Source organism: Bacteroidia bacterium (assembly GCA_027493955.1).
Taxonomy (GTDB): domain Bacteria; phylum Bacteroidota; class Ignavibacteria; order SZUA-365; family SZUA-365; genus JAOSJT01.
Genome location: JAOSJT010000001.1, coordinates 735763 through 757198, shown reverse-complemented (window position 1 = coordinate 757198; position 21436 = coordinate 735763). Strand labels below are relative to the sequence as shown.

General features: G+C 57.8%; 13 protein-coding genes and 1 tRNA gene. 4 read left to right on the top strand and 10 right to left on the bottom strand.

Annotated features, from left to right (window positions below):
• Positions 1-743: 743 nt before the first annotated feature.
• Positions 744-816: transfer RNA gene (locus M5R41_02970), tRNA-Met, on the top strand.
• Between the two features lie 111 nt (positions 817-927).
• Positions 928-1539 carry an RNA methyltransferase gene (locus tag M5R41_02965; protein MCZ7555352.1) on the top strand — a complete coding sequence of 204 codons (612 nt, stop codon included), beginning with the start codon at positions 928-930 and terminating at the stop codon, positions 1537-1539.
• 245 nt (positions 1540-1784) lie between these two features.
• Here M5R41_02965 and M5R41_02960 read toward each other — a convergent pair whose 3' ends face one another.
• From M5R41_02960 to M5R41_02915, 10 genes are all read right to left on the bottom strand, one after another.
• Positions 1785-3830: a VWA domain-containing protein gene (locus M5R41_02960; GenBank protein MCZ7555351.1), complete on the bottom strand. Its 2046-nt coding sequence runs from the start codon at positions 3828-3830 to the stop codon at positions 1785-1787.
• 6 nt (positions 3831-3836) lie between these two features.
• Positions 3837-5960 (bottom strand): VWA domain-containing protein, encoded by a 2124-nt coding sequence (locus M5R41_02955; protein ID MCZ7555350.1) that lies wholly within the window; start codon positions 5958-5960, stop codon positions 3837-3839.
• Positions 5961-6237: 277 nt separating this feature from the next.
• The gene (locus tag M5R41_02950; GenBank protein ID MCZ7555349.1) at positions 6238-7821 is read right to left on the bottom strand and encodes an OmpA family protein; all 1584 of its coding nucleotides are present in this window, start codon (positions 7819-7821) and stop codon (positions 6238-6240) included.
• Between the two features lie 7 nt (positions 7822-7828).
• Complete coding sequence (locus tag M5R41_02945) at positions 7829-8626, bottom strand: hypothetical protein (protein MCZ7555348.1); 798 nt, start codon at positions 8624-8626, stop codon at positions 7829-7831.
• A gap of 217 nt (positions 8627-8843) precedes the next feature.
• Complete coding sequence (locus tag M5R41_02940) at positions 8844-10157, bottom strand: 4-hydroxybutyrate CoA-transferase (GenBank protein ID MCZ7555347.1); 1314 nt, start codon at positions 10155-10157, stop codon at positions 8844-8846.
• Positions 10158-10195: 38 nt separating this feature from the next.
• A complete protein-coding gene (locus tag M5R41_02935; GenBank protein MCZ7555346.1) occupies positions 10196-11305 on the bottom strand; it encodes an alanine dehydrogenase in 1110 nt (369 codons plus the stop codon).
• A gap of 44 nt (positions 11306-11349) precedes the next feature.
• Complete coding sequence (locus M5R41_02930) at positions 11350-12237, bottom strand: bifunctional 5,10-methylene-tetrahydrofolate dehydrogenase/5,10-methylene-tetrahydrofolate cyclohydrolase (protein MCZ7555345.1); 888 nt, start codon at positions 12235-12237, stop codon at positions 11350-11352.
• Positions 12218-13033, bottom strand: coding sequence for a TIGR00282 family metallophosphoesterase (locus M5R41_02925; GenBank protein ID MCZ7555344.1), 816 nt, complete (start codon positions 13031-13033; stop codon positions 12218-12220). The genes M5R41_02930 and M5R41_02925 overlap by 20 nt, the downstream gene beginning before the upstream one ends.
• 131 nt (positions 13034-13164) lie before the next feature.
• A complete protein-coding gene (locus M5R41_02920; protein ID MCZ7555343.1) occupies positions 13165-14688 on the bottom strand; it encodes a VWA domain-containing protein in 1524 nt (507 codons plus the stop codon).
• Between the two features lie 376 nt (positions 14689-15064).
• The gene (locus M5R41_02915) at positions 15065-16372 is read right to left on the bottom strand and encodes an AAA family ATPase (GenBank protein MCZ7555342.1); all 1308 of its coding nucleotides are present in this window, start codon (positions 16370-16372) and stop codon (positions 15065-15067) included.
• A gap of 352 nt (positions 16373-16724) precedes the next feature.
• On the opposite strand from M5R41_02915, the gene M5R41_02910 reads away from it, so the two are divergent.
• Entirely contained in the window at positions 16725-19721 is a 2997-nt protein-coding gene (locus tag M5R41_02910) for a tetratricopeptide repeat protein (protein MCZ7555341.1), read from the top strand.
• A complete protein-coding gene (locus M5R41_02905) occupies positions 19718-21436 on the top strand; it encodes a hypothetical protein (protein ID MCZ7555340.1) in 1719 nt (572 codons plus the stop codon). The genes M5R41_02910 and M5R41_02905 overlap by 4 nt, the downstream gene beginning before the upstream one ends.

Here is a 21436-nt window from a genome sequence, read left to right as displayed (position 1 = left end):
ATGAACCCAGACACATCACCGACGCTTCCGCGTCACTTCCGTTTCGTCACGAGACGAGCTCCACGATACCAGCCCCTAAAAAAAAGCCTCTGCGTCTCTGCCCCTCCTGAGCGTAGTCGAAGGGGCGTCTTTGCGTTTCATTCCCTAACGCAGAGACGCAAAGGTGCAGAGGCGCGGAGGGAGATTTAACGCAGAGGCGCAGAGCAGCAGAGGCGCAGAGGAAAATTATAGGGGGAGGAATCGCCGAGCCTTCGCTCAAGATGTGGGTGGCGGTATTATCCATCTCGATCGTTTCAGAATGAACCCAGACACATCACCAACGCTTCCGCGTCACTTCCCTTTCGTAACGAGACGAACGCCACGATACCAGCCCCTTAAAGAAAGCCTCTGCGTCTCTGCCCCTCTGCGTCTCTGCGTTTCATTTCCTAACGCAGAGGCGCAGAGCAGCAGAGGCGCAGAGGAAAATTATGGGGGGAGGAATCGCCGAGCCTTCGCTCAAGATGTGGGTGGCGGTATTATCCATCTCGATCGTTTCAGAATGAACCCAGACACATCACCAACGCTTCCGCGTCACTTCCCTTTCGTCACGAGACGAGCTCCACGATACCAGCCCCTTAAAGAAAGCCTCTGCGTCTCTGCCCCTCTGCGTCTTTGCGTTTCATTCCCTATGCGCTGCGGTAACGCAATTGAGAACGCGCCGGTGTTTGCCTTTCTCCCCTCTCCGGAGTATATTGTTTTTCTCCGGCGGGTTAGCTCAGTCGGTAGAGCAGTGGAATCATAATCCACGTGTCGGCGGTTCGAGTCCGTCACCCGCTACAAAAGCCATCTCGCGGTGGCTTTTTTCTTTCTGTGCCCCTGCATGCGCTAGCCGCATCCGGGAAGCCGCGTACGCAGCACACCCCGAGTACCACAGCCCCTTCCTGCCGCATGAGAAAACACACGCTCGAAACCATCACCGACCGCAGGCGACAGCGTCTGGAAACAGTGCTCCGCCGCAGGCAGAACACGCTCAGTATCGTGCTGGAAAACGTCTGGGATCCGCACAATGTCAGCGCCATTCTCCGCAGCGCCGACGCGACGGGCATCCACACCGTGCATCTGCTCTACACGGTGGAAGAGCCGCCCAATCTGCTGCGTCACGGCAAACAGAGCTCCGCCAGCGCGAAAAAGTGGCTGGAAACCGTGTTGCATACGGATGTGGATTCCTGTTTCGCCGCGCTGCGCTCTCAGGGGTTTCGCGTGTACGCCTCGCATCTCACGCGCGAAGCGGTGGGTCTGCACAGCATTGATTTCACGCAGCCCACGGCCATTATCCTGGGCAACGAGAATCGCGGTGTGTCCGATGAAGCTTGTGAACGCGCGGACGGGGTGTACTTCATTCCCATGATGGGCATGGTGGAAAGTCTGAACGTTTCCGTAGCCGCCGCCGTGTCGCTGTACGAAGCCCTGCGGCAGCGCAATGCCGCGGGTATGTACGACACCCCGCAGCTCGGGGAAACCGTGCTGCAGGAGACGTTACGAAGCTGGGCGCAACTGTAGAAACGGTACTCGGATTTTCGCGGGATATGTACGCGGATTCAGGCGGAGGAAGAATACAGGGGTGCCGCCCGAAAAATCGGAGCGGAAGACGCGGAATGCGAACGGGGAAAACAGGCCGCGCTTTTCATTGCGCGACCTGAGCAATCCCTCGGCACAGTTTCGAAAAAAGCTTACAGCGACGATACACTGCAATCCGCAGCATCCGCGTACGGATCCGCAGGATTTCCGATATCCAAGCCGGTTACTTATTTCACCAGCAGGATTTTTCTCGTCAGCATACCACCGGGGGTTTCGAGCACGCCGAGGTAGTCGCCGGCCGGAAGATCCGTGGCGTCGAAGCTGTGCGTGTACTCTCCCGCCGGCAGCTTCGCATGCAAGAGTTGCCGCAGCTGTCTGCCATAGCTGTCGATGATGAACAGCCGAACCGCGCCCTCTTCCGGCACGGTGAAGGTAAACGTGGTGGGCCCGGACACGGGATTGGGATGATTGCTAAACTGGGCCACCGCTTTTCTCCGCACCAGCGGCTGACAGATGCCGTCCACGAATAGCTCCACAGGATTCCATTGCGCCACTACCTTGCACGCGGTGCTGAATTCCCTGGATGAAAGGGTCACAACGGTGCGCTCCGCATTTTTGAGACTGGCCGAGGTGAAGCGCAAAGTAGCGAACACATCCGAGCCGGCCCTGGCCAGGCCGTCAATACTGACGTCGAGCGTTCCGTCTCCACCTGTGACCAGCGCGGAACCATCCACCACACCGCCAAGCAACGATAAACCGTCAAAGCGCAGTAATGACGGATCGTAGGTGATTCCGCCACGATAGACAATGCGGTCACCAACGGTAGGCTGCGGATCCATGCGAATCGGCACGGTCACAGCTTCGCCGGGTAATACGACCATGCGCTGCGTCTCGCCCATCGTGAATCGCTCCTCGCAAGGCAGCAGCGTGAGCGATCCGGGGAAGGCGGTCACAATAAAGGGACACAGCGTCGCGAAACGCGCTTCGCTGATGATAACGGTCGTGGGGAAATCGTCGGGAACGGCCAACACGTCGAAGTCCAGCGTGAATAACGGCCCGTCCGGCCGTGCGGGTACTCCGCCCGGCATATCCACAAGCAATACTCCCGGACTGCTCTCCCGCACGTTCAACGGCAGCCCTTCGGAGACGCCGCCTGTCGCATCCACGCTCAACCAACGCATGAAGGTATTATCGTAACGTACTGTCATTGAATACGTTACTGCCGTCGCGCTGTTGACAGATGTAGTAGGATACACCGGAATCCGAAGGCGACTGCGCGATGCGATTGTGGCTGGCGGACGCGCCTCGAAGGCTATGCGCTCTCTGGCGTCGGGGGCCGAATACGTCGTATCATCCTCGGCAATCAAACCGCCGCCGCCTACCTGCACGTCCACCAGACGTTGCGTCGCATCGGGGCAAGTGGCGCTGCTGCGATACTTGAGCACGCATTCGTCGGTGATAAGCTCGTTCGCTATGAGAGTAAAAATGGCGTTGAGTCCATCGCTGCCCGGAGCGTTGTAGAAGCGTCCACCGGTAGCCGTGCCGAGCGCGTTGAGCTCAAACACGTCTACGTCGGCGCCTATCCCGATGCTGTAGACGGGGATCCCGGCATTGACGGCGTCCTGTACCGCTTGCTGACGGAAATTATTTCCCTGCGTGTTTTTCCCGTCCGTTACGAGAATCATCGCTTTGCGACCGGGTCGCACGCGAAGAAGACGCACCGCGTCGATGATCGCCTCCCACATGCGTGTTCCGCCCAGTGCGACGATCGGCACCAGGGATCCCTTGAGCGCGTCGATATCGGTGGTGAAATCCTGTTCTACCGTGAAGAGGTGGGTCTGAAAAACGGTCGAAGTGGTAAAGGTGAATATTCCCGCCTCGTCGCGCGGGGTCAGGAGATCGAGAAAGCCCGCTATCGCGCGTTTGGCATCACGCATTTTCACACTGTCCGGATCCACCCTGTTCGGATCGTTCGGAAACCTGGCCATACTGCCCGAGCGATCCAGCACAATCGCGAGCGACAGGCGTATGGAGCCGTCGTCCGGACAGACAAGGGATTCGATGGTTTGCGGGATGCCGTTTTCCGTGACAAGGGGCGACAATTCGGCCAACTGCACAGGCACCGCACCCTCCCTTCGCACTTGCAGGTGGACGCGAATGAGCGGAAATTCGTCGAGCCGGACCTGGGTGATGTCTATGGAAAGAGTCCGCTGCGCGGCGGCGTCGATAGCGAGCATACACACAGCGAAGAGCAAAAGTACAAAGCGATTCAAACGCACCTACCTTTGGATGAGGATTTTTCTGGAATCAGCGGCGTCATCTTGCCGCAAGACGATAAAATACATGCCGGGAGGCAAAGCACCCGTATGCCACAACACGCTGTGCTTGCCGTCGGGCAGCATTCCGTCCGTAATGATGGATACGGTTTTTCCGGATGCGTCCACGACACGCAGTGAAACAGCTCCAACACCATAGGAAGAAAAATCAATCCCGACAGCGGCGTCCGCGGAGGTAATGGGCTGTGGATACACACTTTGAAGCACGGTGATCGCTTTGCGACGGACGAGCGGAGCGCAGATACCGTCTATCCATACATCCGCGCCGCTGATGCGAATGGGAGGATTGCAGACAAACGACGAAGTCTCCAGAGATTGCTGGGTGAAACGGGAGACGAGCAGTGTGAAATCCGCTCTTCCCGCCTCTTTCAATTTGGCGGCACGCAAACGCAGATAGAGCAACACACCTGAACGCAGTGCCGGCATCGCGGAGTATGCTTCAAAAGACAGCAGACCGGCGTCCTGTGTCAGGGTAATATCGGCGCCCTCCAGGATAGTGCCTTTGAGCGAGTACCCGAGATACTCGATTTCCGGTCCGTGGACGATGGTGAATACCGTATGAACGGACTGACGGGGATCAAGATCGGTTTTCAAATACACAGGCAGGTAAAAGTCCGAACCCGGAAGGGCGATGACCGTCGTGTCCAGCACAATAGACAGCTCCGCCGGACATCCTTGCACACGTATGCTCTGGCTGCTGCCCGTGCCGAGGATGGTACAGTTCTGATACATCCCCCCCACCGCGAGGCTCATCGAGGTGGTGGCGATAGTGTCATGACGCGGCACATAAAAGTTCATCGTGAACAATGCCTGCGGGCTCCCGTAGGGAAGACCGGAAACGGGCATCGCTCCGGCCACCGAGAAGTGAAGTTCACCCGGCGGGTTTTCATTCACCGTTACATCGGCGGGGTTCAGCAATGCGGGTGTTGCATCGAGGCCGCGGAATTCGAGATGCGCCGGGTCATAGCGAAAGGTAAAATCCGCATGCAATTGTTGGCCGGGACGGATTTCTCCCTCGGCGAGCAATGGTATACTGTACACCTGCTCATGGGTGGCTTCGGAAGGAAACGCAGCGTGCAGGCGCAAACGTGAGCGCAGATCCGGCAAGGTGTACACCACCTGTTCGATCAGGGTGCTTCCCTTCACCGTCGCCTGTACCGACACGACGCGTGCGGCCCCGTCGCTGCACGTATCCGGCGAGGTGTAGCGCGCGACACAGGACACGGTATAAATGCTTTTGATAATGCGTTCGAAAATTTCCGCCAGCTCTTCGGACTTGGCGGTAAAATAGGCTTTCCCGCCCGTCCCGTCCGCGATGGCCTGCAGTGTATCCTTGTCCACCCGAAAGGGGTCGGTCTGATCCACGTAAAACCCCAAACCTATGACATGCACCGGAATCCCGCGACCCCAGGCCATATTCACGGCCTGGCGCAAGGTGCTTTGCGACCAGTTGTCCACACCATCCGTGAGAAGAATGATCACGCGTTTGCCTTCGCGCTGCTCGAGCAGCGAGACGGCATTGACCACCGCGTCGTAAATGGCTGTTCCGCTTCGCAACGCCATGCCCATGGTCGCGTCGGTGAGGGCTTTTTTATCGGTGGTAAAGAACTGTTCGACATCGAAATCCGCGGCGAAACTCGCCAGGGCCGCTTCGTCGGTATCGCGCAGCGAGCGATACGCGTCGTTGAACACGCGCTTGGCGGTGCGCCACTTCACGCTGTCCGGATCTTTTTCGCTCGAGCCCTCACGGAATGCCATACTGTAGCTCACATCCATCAGAAACATGAAATGGATTTTCTGGGCCACCGTATATCCACCGCATTCGACCTGCACGGGTTGCATTTCTTTGCCGTTTTCAAAAACGCGAATCGCGTCCGCCCGAATCGTATCGATAGCGGAAGTGTTGTCAATGATCTCGAAGGGCAGCTCAATAAGCGGGTAACGGGTAAAATCGGGCGAGGAAAGTTTCAGTCTGTATTGGGCATGCGCGCCGCAGGTACACAACAGCAGCAACGGTACCAGCCGCAGGACCTGAACGATGACAGGATGAATACGCTTGTGAACCATGGCGCCCGCCGTGTGTATGCTGAAAGTATCCGCCGGGAACAAAAAGGAATGACACCCGACAGCACTGCGATGTTACGTGGCCAGAAAAATGAAAGTTACGCATGCGGACGGGAGCGTTCCGGGATGCCCGTAATGTAGCGATGTCCGGCAACGAAGTAAAGAGCAAAATCGTTGCCCTACCCGCCCATCATCGGCCATCATGGAGAGACGTTGCATGCAACGTCCGTCGAGAGTTGGTGCATGCAACGGAAGTATTGAGACGTTGCATGCGACATCTCTACAGGCGTTCGATGCGAAGCTCGACGCGACGGTTGAGGGATCGGGCTTCGTCCGATTCGTTCTGATTCACGGGACGGCTTTTGCCGTAGGCATTGATGCGAATGGCGTCCAGGGGTACGCCGCTGGACTTGAGAACAGCACTCACGGCCGCTCCCCGCCTTCGCGAAAGCGCAATGTTGTAATCCTCCGTGCCTCTGTCGTCGGTGTGCGCGTCGAGTTGAACGCTGAACTCGACCCGCTGATCTATCAGCGGCTTGATCGTGGCGACGAAGAATTCCTGAAGCTGCATTTTGTACTCGGAGGTGACTTCGGCTTTATCGAAATCAAAGTACGTGATGGTAAGATCCCGCGATGGCGTATCGTCCGGGCGTTGCTGCTCTGCCCCCTGTGGTTTCCCGAGACCGAAGCTGCGGCGGTATTCGTTGTAGTACAGCGATTTCGGTACGGAGAAACGCAGCGTCAGGTTTTCGTATCCTTCGGCCGATGCGGTGGCCTCATAGGAGGCCCCGAGTTTGGTTTTGAACTGATAGCGGCCGTTCCTGTCCGGTCGCACGGTGAATGGCGCTCCCTGCTCCGGTCTGACGTGCAGCGACGAGCCCGTGAGGCCCATGGTGGTGACGGTGTCAAACACCACACCACGGACCCAGTACTCGTAGCGCGCGGTATCCTTGAAAGGATTCGGCCATACCGCCCATACATCCAGCGCACCGAGACCGCCGCTTCTCGACGAGGCGATGAACACGGTATCCTCCATCGGGGAAAGCCGGAAGAACATGTCGTCGTTCCGGCAATTGAACGGCTGCCCGATGTTGACCGGCGGCGACCATTTGTCGTCTTTGCCGAGAATGGAGCGGAAGAGATCCATTCCGCCGAGGCCGTTGTGTCCGTTGCTGGAGAAGAAAAGGTCTATGCCGTTGGGAGCCAGTGTCGGTGATTTCTCATCGCCGCCGGTGTTGATTTGCGGCCCGAGGTTCTGCGCCTTTCCCCATTTCCCATTGCGCAAGCGCTTGCTGCGCCAGATGTCCGTACCTCCGTAGCCACCTGTTCTGTCCGAGGCGAAGTAGAGGTACTCGCCGTCGGGCGAAAGATACGGCTGCGAATCCCAGTATTTGGTGTTGACGTTCTCGCCGAGGTTGCGAATATCCTGCCATTTCCCGTTGTAATCCATGCGCGCCATGTAGATGTCGCAATCACCGAGCCCGTCTTCCGTCTCGCATTGCACGTAGTACACATACTCACCGTCCGGCGCGATGTAGAGCGATCCTTCGTCGTTGACGGAATTGATGGTTCCGCCGTAATTCAGCGCGTGGGACCAGCTCTTTCCCTCGCGATCGGAAAACCACAGATCGTCGCCCTGGATATAGCCTTCGGCCGTCGGGCGTTTACTGGTAAAAATGAGACGGTTGCGGAAAAGCACCATCCCGTAGTCGTCGAACGCGGAGTTGACATCTTCCCCCAGGTTTTCGGCTGCGACTTTCTCGTGATTCATCACCGATGCGGGGTCGATACTTCCGCAGGCGCTGAACAGCGCGGCAACGAAGATGAGGGGAACGAGACGCGGGATACTGTATCGGATATTCATGAGTTTATTACAGATCAATTTTTAAAACGGCTGTGATGTGAATGGCTGCGGCCTTCCAGTCGTCGTCATCCGCGATGGTCGTGAGAGGAATGCCATACGATACCTCCGGCGCGAGACGCAGCCCGCGCCCGATGCCGAGGTTCAAACCCAGACCCGCGCGGACATCGGCGCGGAACGACTCGGCATTTGGAATTTCGCCGCTGTCTTCTTTCACGAGATGCTCATCGAGACCTGTGTAGAGGAACTCCACTCCGGGATCATTGATGCGCAGCGTATAGTCGTGTTTCGCGGTGGTGCGAATGCCGATAGCCGGACCGGCGAAGAGGTAGATGAAGGGCAAAGGCTGGATCTGCACGACGGGATGAAGCAGGATATACCCGAGACGGACATCCAGCTCACGCATGTAATTGACATCAATAATTTCATCGTCTTCGGTCGTGGTAGGCAGCCGAATCGGATACTCGTACTGCGCCTGCAGGTCGTTGTACACCAGTTTCAGAGCCACGCCGAGCCAGGGAGCGAGCATGTGTCCGATTTCAACGCCTGCGGTAAGTCCGGTTCCGCTGCCGTCCTTGAAAGCGCATTCGCAGAAGTCCGTGAAATACTCTCCCTCATGTGTATTGAGATTCACGCCGATCTGCGGGCCTATCCACCATTGTGACGGTGCGGGATGCAGCACGTCGGGCGGCGGCGCACTCCCGAAGGAGAACTGGGCTTGTGCAGCAGGTGCGAACAACAGGAACACGACGGCGAACAGCATGCCGTTCCATGCACTTCGTGCATTGTCTGTGAGAGAGTGCTTCATTTTTGCCCCTTCAGTATGAACACAAAGTGTTAGTATCGGCGAAAATCGCCGAAAAAACAACAGCAAACGCCGGAACCCCTTCGAGTCCCGGCGCTCTGCGAAATGACGTCGTGCCTGACGGCGGGTCCTGCGCATCGGACCGATGGTCCGGGCGAAATACGCCGCCGTGCTGTTGAACACACTTCCCGTCGCCGGCAGGCGGCGCAAGCCTGCGTCGTCAGATATAGTTCACCTTACGGGCATACGCGCGGAGTTCATCGCGGAATTTGGGATGCGCGATGTGAATCAGTTCGTTCACGCGCTGACGCACCGTCTTTCCGAACAGCGACGCGATACCGTATTCGGTGACCACATAATGCACATCGGCCCTGTTGGTGGTGACACCCGCTCCCGGAATGAGATGCGGTACGATGCGGCTCAATTCGCCGTTCCTTGCCGTAGCCGGCAAAGCGATTATGGGTTTCCCGCCCTGCGACCGCGAGGCGCCGCGTATGAAGTCCACCTGACCACCGAAGCCGCTGTACAGGCGGGGACCGATGGAATCGGCGCACACCTGTCCGGTGAGATCCACCTGCAGCGCGGAATTGATGGCGACCATTTTCCGATTCTGCGCCACGATGAAGGGATCGTTCACGTAGTGGCTGGGATGGAATTCTACCACCGGATTGTTGTCGATGAAGTCGTAGATGAGTTTGGTTCCGAGCACGAAGGAGGCGACCATTTTTCCTTTGTGCAGTGTTTTCTTCTCGTTGTTGATCACACCCATCTCGACGAGCTTGATCACGCCGTCGGAAAACATCTCCGTGTGAATACCGAGGTCGCGTTTGTTTTCGAGATAACCGAGCACTGCATCCGGAATCGCGCCGATGCCCATCTGCAGGGTGGATTCGTCTTCGATCAGTTCGGCGACATGGCCGCCGAGCAGTTTGTACACCTCGAGTTCTTCGGGATCGGTGATATCCCCCACCTGCGGCATTTCCTTGATCGGTACGTCCACCTCGACGATATGGGCCAACTTGTTGATGTGAATGAAGCAGTCGCCGAGCACGCGGGGCATGTTCGGATTGACCTGCGCGATGATGACCTTGGCCATCTCGCAAGCCGGCTTGGTCATTTCCACTCCAACGCCGAAAGAACAGAAGCCGTGCTCGTCGGGAGGAGACACATGAATCAGCGCCACATCGATGGGGATGATTTTCTTGTAGAAAAGCTCGGCGACCTGATGCAGGTAGATGTGGGTGGCGTCGGCTTTGCCCGAATTCACTGCTTCGCGCACATTATGCCCGATGAACAGCGCGTTATGGCGGAAGTGTCCCTGCATGTCGTCGGAGACGTACCCGGCTTCGCCTATGGTGAGGATGTGGTGCACGGTCACATCGGTGAGGTCCTTGCCCCTGCCGACCATGGCGCGGATGAGGGTTTCCGGTACGGCGCAGCCCGGATGAATGTACACATCGTCACCGGATTTGATGATTTGTACGGCTTCTTCAGCCGTTTTCAGCTTGTTGCGATAGCTGGTGGTCCATTGCATAAAAGTGTTCCTCGGCAGTCTGTTCTATAAGAATGCAATCAGCAGCATTCGTAGGGCTCGACATCGAGTCCGTAAATGTCTTGAAGCGTCGCATGCGTTCCTTTACCGGCGTGGGTAATCACACCGCAGCGCACACAGGGATCGTACTTGGCCTTGGGATCGAAGCCGTTGAGCAGGGTCTGAAGATACGGCAGCAGCGCGTTCGTGAGCGCGTAGGTTGACGTACGCGCGACGACCGACGGCATATTCGGCACGGCATAATGGATGACACCATGCTTGAAGAATATGGGATCGGTAATGGTGGTCGGACGGCTGGTTTCGACGCAACCACCCTGATTGATGGAAATGTCCAGAATGACCGCTCCGGGCTTCATGGTTTTGACCATATCCTCGGTTATGAGGTGATGTCCGCCTTCGTCGGCAATGGAAATCGCGCCCACGAGCACATCGGCGATTTTACATCCGCGCCGCAGATTTTCCGGCGACGCCATGACGGTCGTGATATGCTTGTTGAAGTACTGGTCGGCAAGCCGCAGTCTGTCGAGATTGTTGTCCAGAAGGATGACCTGCGCGCCGAGGCCGAGCATGGCCTGTGCCGCGGACATACCCGAAGCGCCCGCGCCGATAATGACCACAGCTGCGGGGGCCACCCCGGCGAGTCCGCCAAGCAGCACGCCACGGCCGCCGTGGTCGCTGCGCAGAAAACGCGACGCCACCTGGGCCGCCACCTGTCCGGAAATCTCGCTCATGAGCCGCATGATCGGAAAGCTGCCATCATGCGCCTTCAGCAGCTCATAGGCGACCGCGGTCACCTGATTCTGGAGCAAATGCTCTACATATTTCTTTTTTCCCATGCCGAGCAATTGGAAGGACATAAGCACCTGCTCAGGCCGGAGGAGATCGTACTCGGTTTCCTCGGGCGGCATAACTTTGAGCAGAATGTCGGCGCGTCCGGCGGTTTCTTCCGCGGAGTACGCGATCACTGCGCCGGCGTTGATGTACTGTTCGTCACTGAAGCGTGCCTCGGCTCCCGCATCGTGTTCGACGACGACCTGCGCTCCGGAAGCGACAAGGGATTCCACGCCGAATGGTGAAAGGGCAACACGCTGCTCGTTGACGAAGCGTTCCTTGAGAATTCCGATGATCATGATGAACCTCTATACCTTGGTGTTGCGAATGTGCGTGAGAGCCACTATTGCCGCGCGGCGCGTTGCGCGGCTTGTAAGGTGTTGCGCATGAGCATGGCGATGGTCATGGGACCGACGCCGCCCGGGACAGGCGTGATGGCTGATGCCTTGGGAGCGACGCCCTCGAAATCCACATCGCCCGTGATACGATACCCTTTCGGTGCGCCCGCATCTTCCACGCGGTTGATACCGACATCGATCACCACGACGCCTTCGCGCACCATGTCCGCCGTTACGGTATTCACCCGCCCTGTCGCCACGATGAGGATGTCCGCATCGCGCGTATAGCGGCTGAGGTCCCCCGCCGCCGCGTGCGCAACGGTCACCACGGCGTTTGCCGTCGCGGACTTCTGCAGCAGCATGGCCGCGATGGGTTTACCGACGATGTTGCTCCGCCCCACAACCACGACATGTTTCCCCGCGGTGGGGATATTGCTACGGACAAGCAACTCCTGAATACCGGCGGGCGTGCACGGCGCGAAGCACTCCTGCCCTATGGAGAGTTTCCCGACGTTGACGGGATGAAAGCCGTCCACGTCCTTGCGCGGTACAACGGCTTCAATCACTTTGTTTTCGTCGATATGATCGGGAAGCGGGAGCTGTACGAGTATGCCGTGAATATCGGGATCGATGTTCCAGGTATCGATTTGTGCAAGCACCTGCTGTTGTGTTGCGTCGCCCGGCAGCTGCACGGTGGAGGAATGGAAGCCGCAATAATCGCAGGCTTTTTCCTTTGAAGCGACATAGGAACGCGAGGCGGCATTGTCGCCAACCAGCAGAAACGCCAGACCGGGCGCGATGTCCCATTTTTCCCGCAACAGCGCGGTGTCCTGCCGTACTTCGTCCTTGATGGCCGCTGCGATGGCCGATCCGTCAATGATCTTCGTTTGCATTGCGTTGGAATTCCGGGAGTGTCATCGGAGTGATGGAATGTGCTTTGCCCGTGAGGGCGTCTATATCGAGAAGTACCGCCGAGAGGTGCACGTCGTCCGCCGCCATTTCGAATTTGTGCGGCGTTTGACGGATGAAGCGGCGGAGGGCGATGTCCTTGCGCATACCGACGACGGAATCGTACGGGCCGGTCATGCCGACATCAGTGAGATACGCCGTTCCCTGGGGCAAAATGCGTGCGTCGGCAGTCTGAATGTGCGTATGGGTTCCGAGCACGGCGCTGACGCGTCCGTCGAGATGCCAGCCCATGGCGATTTTCTCTGCCGTGGCTTCGGCATGCATATCGACGATGATGATTTTCGTCTGCTCCCGCAATTTCTCCACCGCCCAATCGGCGGTTTTGAAAGGACAATCTATATCGTTCATGAACGTGCGGCCCTGCAGATTCAGGACAGCGACGGAGCCGGCGGTCCCGAGATCCACGATACAGAATCCGCGACCGACATTCTCGCGGGGATAGTTCAGCGGGCGCAGCAGATTGGGCTCACCTCCCAGGAGCTTCTGTATATGCCACTTTTCCCAGATGTGATTTCCGGATGTGACGACATGCACACCGAGTTCCCTGAGATCCTTGTACTGCTGCTCGCTGATGCTTTTACCATCCATCGCATTCTCCCCGTTTGCGATGACGAATTGCACCGCATGCTTTTGCACGAGCGACGGAAGGAAAAGACGAACGGCATTCATGCCGGGGGTCCCGACAATGTCACCGATGAAAAGGATACGTAGTGATTGCATACAAGCGTGTAATTTCAGAAAACGGACAGTCATGTAAGGTACGAAAAAGGGAGCGCAGGCTCAAACGCGGACGCGACAGCGAGAGCGTCCGGGCGAGGTGCCGCGTGCGCGCAGGTCCCGGCGCGGGCGGATCAGGTGTTTTTCCCTGCGCCGACGATCTTTCTCAGTCTCCCCAGAAGCTTCCAGATAAAGGCACGCCAGAGGCCGAGGTGCAACCCCGAGGCCGACGAAATGAGGAATTCGAGATCATGGCGATCGGCGGCGCTGAGTGCGCGGAACACCCCTCCCCCGCTTTTTTCTATCTGGGCTTCGATGCAGCCGGTGAGCCGACGGCTCACTTCTTCCTGCAACTCCTCGAACTGTTTCTTCAGGTCCGGATCGCTCGTGTTCTTGATGAGCAGGTTCAGGTGATCCATGAGCAGCGCGAGTTTGCGCAGCTGTTCGAGGGAGCAGTGCAGGTCGAGTTCGGCTGTTATTTCCGCGAAGAGCGCACGGACGTCATCCAATTGCTCCTGACGGAAGGTGAACAGACCGGGCAGGTCCATGTCGTCGAGAGAGATGTAGAATTCCGACAGCCGTTCGAGTTCGTGCCCGTAGCCGACGGTGATTTCTTCGGTCATGGCATTGACCTGTCGGTCCAGTTCGGTCTGAAGCGCTTGCAGCGACTCTTCGTAGCGACGTCTGAGTTGCACACTCTGCGCGTGTTCGAGCTGATAGCGCAGCTCGGACTGGCGTTTTTGCAGTCGGTCGAGAATGCGGTGCTGCTCGGTGTCGTCTTCGAAGAGGCGGTCATGGATATAGCTGCGCGAGGCGTAGAGCTGCGTTCTGCCGATTTTGATGGTGTTGATGACGATGCGTTCACCGAGCATGGATCGGATTTCCGCTTCGTTGAGCGCGCAGGCACCGTCGGTGATAATCAGGATTTCCGTGCCCGACAGTTGCGGCAATTCGTTGATATCGCGCACGGCCTGGGTTATGGCACGCGCCATGGCCGTCCCGTTGCCCAGCGCGTGGAGACGCATGACGTAACTGATCAGCGCCCGGAAACCGGCACTGTCCCGTGCTTCGTGCAGCTCGCCGATTTTTGTGTCGAAGGTGCGGAAGTGAATATACCCCAGCTCCTTCATGTTGTGCTTGAGAAAATGGTACACCACGGCCTTTGCGAGATTGATGCGGTTACGCATGGCCATGGAACTCGACGTGTCGAGGAGGAGATACAGTTTCTGCTTGCGACCGTCGGGCCGGTAATCGTCCGCATCGGGATCCACCGCGTAGTACCGCGGTTCGCGGGCATACGGCACCCAGAGTTCCTTTTTTGCGAGGCGGTGATAGAACACCTGTTCCGGCAACAGCCATTGGTGATTGTAGATGCGCGGCAGATGTTGCGGCGTGCGGATAAGACCGGCTTCGTATTCCTCTTCGTCGGTGATGAACACCTGCAGCTGCTCCGCTTCGCTTTCCTCGCTACGCTTCCCTCCCGGTGTCCGCAGTGTCAGCACCGGCCGCAATGCTTCGGTGAGAGGACTGTGCTCATCCTCCAGAATTCTCGCTATTTCGAACACCGCGGTAAAATCCTCCGGCAACTCTTCGTAGATATGCTCGAAGAAGCCGAGGTCCTCCATGATGTCGAAAAAGTGATTATAGACCGAAGACATGAGATGTACGATTTACGATTTACGATTTTGGATTTGCGCATTTACAGGGACTGCTCATCCATCGTTGCTGTCTTTTCTGCGTGTTCTGTTTTTTCTGCGAATTCTGCGTTCACGATTGCCTGCCCGCCGAAGCATCATCGGTACATAGTACCGACGTCATAAAATACGAGCGAAGGCGGGACGATTTAGGGTCTTCACTCTTCACTCTTCACTCTTCGCTCTTCACTCTTCGCTCTTCACTCTTCGCTCTTCACTCTTCACTCTTCACTCTTCACTTCCTCCCCTTTACTCTCTTTACCTTTTCACGTCTTCCGCCGGAAGCGGCTACATCGTTCCGTTAAAGGCGGATCAATCGACAATCGTCAATCGTAACGCGTCAGGTCCAGATGTGCGGAGTGGGCGTGAACAACTCGATAATGTCGCGCTCCTGTCGCTTCTTGAACTCCGCGATTTCTTCCGTGACGGGTTCGAGCGCTTTGTGATACGATTCGAGGAGACGCCTGTTGTGTTCGACGGTGGCGTCGCTGACGCCGAGGGTGTCGCGGGCCCATTCGCGCAGGGTGCGCCGCATGGGTGTGCCTTCAATCTGCGTGATCGGCTGTGTCAGCAATTTACGGTCGCCTTTCAGTATCTCGATGAATTCCTGAAACTCCAGCAGTTTCTGAATTTGCTCGAAGGCGCGGGCGGAACTCAATTGCTTGAATATGGTGGTATAGCATTTCTCGAACAGCTCCTGCTCGTCGCGCATACCGACAGTAGTATAGAGATACCAGAGCTTGGACACATCTTCAGGGATGACTTCCATGCGACCCTGGAGAAATGCAAGCACGCGAAGCATGTCCATCGCTCGGGTGTAGGTGCGCGGCGAGATATAGAAATCCTGCATGTGCGGATGTTCGTGGGGACGTTCGCGGATGAGGCGGTTCCGCTGCGTCTCGTAGTAGCGCACGACGGAATTGGCGAAAAAAATCACATGCAGCGGAATATGGATATTGTGATCGGCATCCTCCCCGCGAATGATCAGACTGGTGCGATCGAGAGAGGCGTACGGGATGAGGCGCCGAGGCGCCGTGGGACGTCCGTGATGCAGGAGATAGCGCTGCGCGATCTGGTACTGCGTGTAGGGCTCCTTTGCGGGAATGAACAGGGCCTTGAATATGAAGCGATCGAGCAAGGCTTCGGTGATTTCGCTGACGCGCAGATAGTTCGTGGCGGCGATGACGGTATGCACCCTGGCCGGCACGTACTGCGCGCCGAGAATCAGCGCTCTCTCGTTGAGAGTGGTGAGCAGAGCCCGAAGAGTGTAATCATTTGCATCGAATATCTCGTCAATGAAACCGAATTCACTCTCGACGAGGGAATTGCTGGTATTATGGACGATTCGTCCCTTTTTCAGTTCCTCGATATCGAGCGCGCCGAAGTAGGTGTCCGGCTGCTGTTCCTTGGAGGCCTGCACCTTGAACACAGCCGCGCCTTCGAAGGTGGCGAAGATCTGATTCACCAGCAACGATTTCGCGGCGCCGGTGCGGCTTTGCACCAGGGCGTGCTCCCGCATGAGCAGGGCCGAAAATATCTGGTCGATGACCGCCGTACGGTTGATGATGCGGCGGTTGACGAACTCGATGGATTCACGAAAAAGGTCCAGCGTTTCCTGGAGGTGAAAGGGAGCGCGGGTATGGGGCATGGGCTTCCGGTGCAGGGTGATACTGTTGCTGACAAGCTACGATATCGGGTCGGATTGCGCAAAATGGTTCGCATTCCATGGTAGTGAAATCGCCGCGCGATAATCGAGTATGGCGTTGTTCGAAAAGCATCGCGTGCGTACGCGAGTGGCTCCTGGTTGCAGACGGCTGAGCTCAGCCACGCGACTCCTCCTTGGCAGATCGGGAGCACGGAAATCCTTGAATGGAAAGAAAAGCCCACAAATGCCGAACTCCCTTGACACGTGGCAGATATATAGATAATTTGTCATAGTTAAGTGATCCATCTATAGTATCACTTTAAGTCGCCCCGTTTCGCTCACAAATGAGCCTGTCATGGCACGACCACTCGTCCCACTGTTTTTTCTCTTCCTCCTTTCCATAACCACCGTTTCGGCTCAACCCGCGTCGCTTCGCGAGCAACAGGATTACGCTTTTGCGCTCGGGCTGTTCGAAGACGGCAGTTATCACATGGCGCTGATCAAATTCCGTCAGTTCGTCGCCGATTTCCCCGCCAGCGATTTGCGCGTGGACGCGGAGTACTACGTTGCCGAGAGCCAGTATCAAAGCGCCGCGCTCAGCGATGCGGCTCTGGCCTTCGCCCGTTTTCAGAAGGATCATCCGGACAGCAAGCTGGCGGACGATGCCGGTTTCCGTGAAGGAGAGGTATACTACCGGCAGGGAAACTTCCAGAAGGCGTTCGAGCAGTTCTCCACCGTTGTCCGCAGCTGGCCGCGCGGCAATCTTGCGCATGAATCCGCATATTGGGCGGGTGAATCCGCATTTCGCATGGAACAGTACGAAGACGCGCTCCGATATTACCGCATATCCTATGAACATTACCCCGAAGGCAGGATTCGCGATTACGCGTTTTTTTCGACCGGATTCGTGCGCGAAAAGCAGGAGCGCCATGATGAGGCGCTGGCCGTATACGAGGAATTTCTGAACCTCTTTCCCGAAAGCGCGCTGCGATCCAGTGTCTTCACGCGAAAGGGTGCCTGTCTCTTTCAACGCAAGGAGTTCGAGCAATCGCTGGCCTGGCTGGAGAGTCTGACAGACAGCCCTGATCCGGACAATGCGGCCGAGCGGCTGTTTCTCCGCGCGGAATCTCAGTACAAATTGGGGCGTCATGCCGAAGCGGAATCGTTGTACCAGTCGTTCCTGCAGGCGTACCCCGGCAACGCTCGCGCTAAGCAGGTGCAGTACGCCCTTGGCTGGACACAGATCGAACAGCAGAAATATTCCGATGCCGTCTCCACCTTCGATGCGCTTTCGCAGAAGGACGGTGAAATCGCCGAAGCAGCCGCATTTCGCAAGGGAGTGGCCCTTCGGTTGAATGGACAGCTCGATGCCGCAAGGATGGTATTTGACGGCATCATTGCGAGAAAATCCGATGGCGCCTACACGGACAATGCGCATTTCGAACTCGGAATGGCCGCCTACAACGAGAAACTCTACGATCGGGCCATGACGCATTTCTCCACGGTCGCTACCGGCTTTCCGCAAAGCGATGTCTTGTCCGACAGCTGGTACATGCTGGGCGAAACACGCCTGAAACAGGGTCAGGCCTCCGAAGCCGCCGAGGCCTTCGGTTCGGCCGCGAGCATTGCCGACGCCAATCCTGACATCGTCGCGAAAGCGTTGTTCCGGCAGGGCTTCAGTCTTCACAAGGCAGCGCGCTATCCCGCCGCCGTTATCGTGCTCAAGAATTTCACGCAACGCTATCCCGACCACGCATATCGGGCGGAGGGTCTCACCTGGCTGGCGGAGTCGCATTTCAAAACGGAGGAGTTCGAGGCGGCCGAAGCGGCGTACATGCAAGCCCTCGAGAGCACTAGGGATTCCGCGATAACGCAGGACGCGCTGTACGGGCTGGGGTGGACACAGTTCCGAATGCAGAATTTCGCCGCCGCCGTGCCCACCTTCCAGCGGCTCACAACAGAATTCCGCGCGGGAAAACACGATGTGGACGCCAACGTGCGTCTTGGGGATGCACAATACGCGCTCAAGCGCTTTGAAGACGCCGCGAAAACCTACAGGTACACGTCGCGCATGTATCCGGCGAATCCCCTGACCGCATACGCGCTATTGCAGCTCGCATCCTGCGAGCATCGACTCGGAAACACGCCCAGCGCCATTTCCACCCTGAGAGGCATGCTGGCGCGGTATGCGGATTCCGAATACGCGGACAAGGCGCAGTTCAGCCTCGCCTGGATGTATTTCCAGAGCCGCGATTACGATGTGGCTCTCACCGAATTCCATAAGCTCATCAGCACCTGGCCCGCGAGCCCGTTACTGGCGCAGACCAAATACACGATAGCCGACTGCCATTACAACAAAGGCGATTACGCAAATGCGGAGGCGGCCTATCGGCGCGTCCTCGATGAGCATCCCGACTCGCCCATTGTCAGCGACGCGCTGGACGGACTTGCACAGACGCTGCGCATGCGCGGACAGAACGATGCCGCTGATCGCGTCAAAGCGGATTGGCTCGGCGCCCATCCCAGCGGCAGCGGCGCGGAGAATGTGGAGTTCGCGGAGGTACGGTCCGCTGCGGCACAACCCGACGCGGCAAAGGCGATTCCCCTGCTGCAGCGCTTTATCGCGGCATATCCCAACGGAGCGCACAGACAGGAGGCACACGTCCTGCTCGGTCGCGTCTATCGCGAAAACGGAGATCTGGAGGAAGCGCGAAAGACACTCAGAGAGGGCTATGCCATCGACCGCTCCAGCGAGCAGGCGGTGGAAGCGTTGTTCGAGCTGACCGAGACCGCAATGCAACTACAGGACAGAAGCACGGCGATGCAGCATTGCGAGGAGATTCTCGCCCACCCCCGCGGCAGAGCGCACAAGGCCCGGGCGCTGTACCGGCGCGGCTTGAGTTTCCGCAGCGAGAAAAAATTCGTCGAGGCCCGCTCCGACTTTTCCGCGGCGAAGGCCGCGCAGCCGGGCGAAAAATTCGCCGTCCTCTCCGAAATCGAACTCGCACTGCTTGACGCCGAAGAGGGATCACTGGACAAGGCCGTGGCGGCGCTGGATGCCGTGGCTGCAAGCAGAAGCGACGCAGTGGCCGCGGAAGCGCAGTACCGCAAAGGCGAACTCCTGGCAGGAGCTGCGCGCCCCGAACAGGCGGAAGAAGCTCTGCTGCGCGTAGGCTATGTATTTCCGGATGCCATGCCCTGGACTGCACGTGCGTTGCTGCGCCTCGGCATGCTGCACGAGGAACTTGGGAAAAACGCGCAAGCCCGCAGCGTCTACGAGCGCATCACCGCGGAATTCGCGGGCAGCGACGAAGCCCGTACCGCCGCAAGAAAACTGGAGACGTTGCGATGAGGCGCTTTCTGACCGCAACACTGCTTTCATTGTTTTTTACCGGTGCGCTGCTGTTCGCCCAGGATAAGCCCTTGCCGCCCCCAAAGGACTTCAAACCCGAAACCCGACGTCCAGGGGACGCCCTCCCCGCGCTGAACTTGCCGGAGTATGTCATAACCGGGAGCGACGTGGCCAGCTTCACCGACGACAGAAAGGGCGTAATAGGTGATCCGGACGAGCGGGGTCTGCTTGCCCGCGCCGGACGCGGCGAGCGTGAGCAGCGCTTCATGAGCACACATCCGACGCGCCTTCCGCTTGCGCTTGTTTCGCCGAAAGGCATACAGAACGTGCTCAGCGTCAAGGCCGGCTACGGCAGCTTCGAAACACCGTCCGTACAGGCCTGGTACGCGAACCGCTTTTCCGATGCCGATGTCGCCATTGACGGGAGCTGGGAAAAAAGTCGCGGCCACGTCCGACTGGCGGATTACGAACAGGGACATGTGCACGCCAACGCGGGCACCTGGCTTCCGAAAACCTCCCTGCCCTTTTTCGCTTCTTCGCGCATCGAGGGCGATTTCCGCTACGAGGGGACGTCCTACGGACTCTATGCGGACAAGCTGCAACAGAGTCTGCCGCTGCTCGATTTTCAGCGCGACGCGGACCATATGCATTTTCGTGGCAGCCTGATCTCCAGAAAGAATCCCGTCTTCGATCATGACGTCTCGGCGTTTTTCGCTTCCACGACTTTGCGCGAGCACCTCTCGCTGCGCGACTCGCTCCCCATCGAGACCTGGGATCAGGCCGAACTCCGCGCCGGCATCGACATACACACACGGCATGGCATCTTCGGTATTCCCGTTGTGACGCGCGGAGAGTTTCATTTCGGCGATGTCAAGCCAAAGGACAAGGAGGCATCGGCGCCATTCTACAACAGAATCGGCGCCGAGGGCAGACATAGCATTACGGATGCTCTTTGGCTCGATGCAGGACTCGATCTGTACCTCTTCCGCGGAAGTGAAGAGGCTGTCAGTATGCGTCTTTACCCCGAAGCGCGACTGTCGTTGCGGCTGCACGACGATTACGTGAGCTGGTTCGCCTTCGAGCCGGAAGTGCGGGAGACCACCTTCGATGGGATGCGCCGCATCAATCCGTTCCTCATGCTGGCATCCGATGTACGCCATACGGATATTCCGCTCCGCTTCAGTACCGGGGTGGCGTTCGACGATCGTCGTTCCACATCCGGTCGCCTCTACGCGGAGTATCTCTCCACATCGTCCTGGCCGCGTTTCGATCTGTTGGACGATCCCGTGCGACAGCAATGGCAACTCCGCTACGGTGCGTCGTCCTCGATTTTCGCTTTGCACCTCGAGCTGCATCACCGTTTCAACAAACGGACGCGTATTCAGGTGGACGCGGCTGTACGGAGTTCGCATGACGACGAACTCGATGCTTCCATCCCTTACCTGCCCTCACTCGAGTTACGGACCCTGCTTTCGCATGTCTTCCCTTTCGGGCTCAACGTCGAAGCGACGGCGCAGCTCGTAGGGAGCCAATTCACACAAGAGGGTGATGTCCCCGCTTCGATGCTGTTGGGCTTCGGTGCGGAGTATCGTCTGTTCGACAGTGTCGGGGTATTTTTGCAGGCCTCCAATCTTCTCGACAATGACTATCAGCGCTGGCGCGGATACCAGGAGCGTCCGTTGTTCGTCATCGGCGGAATCATCGTTCGGTTCTGA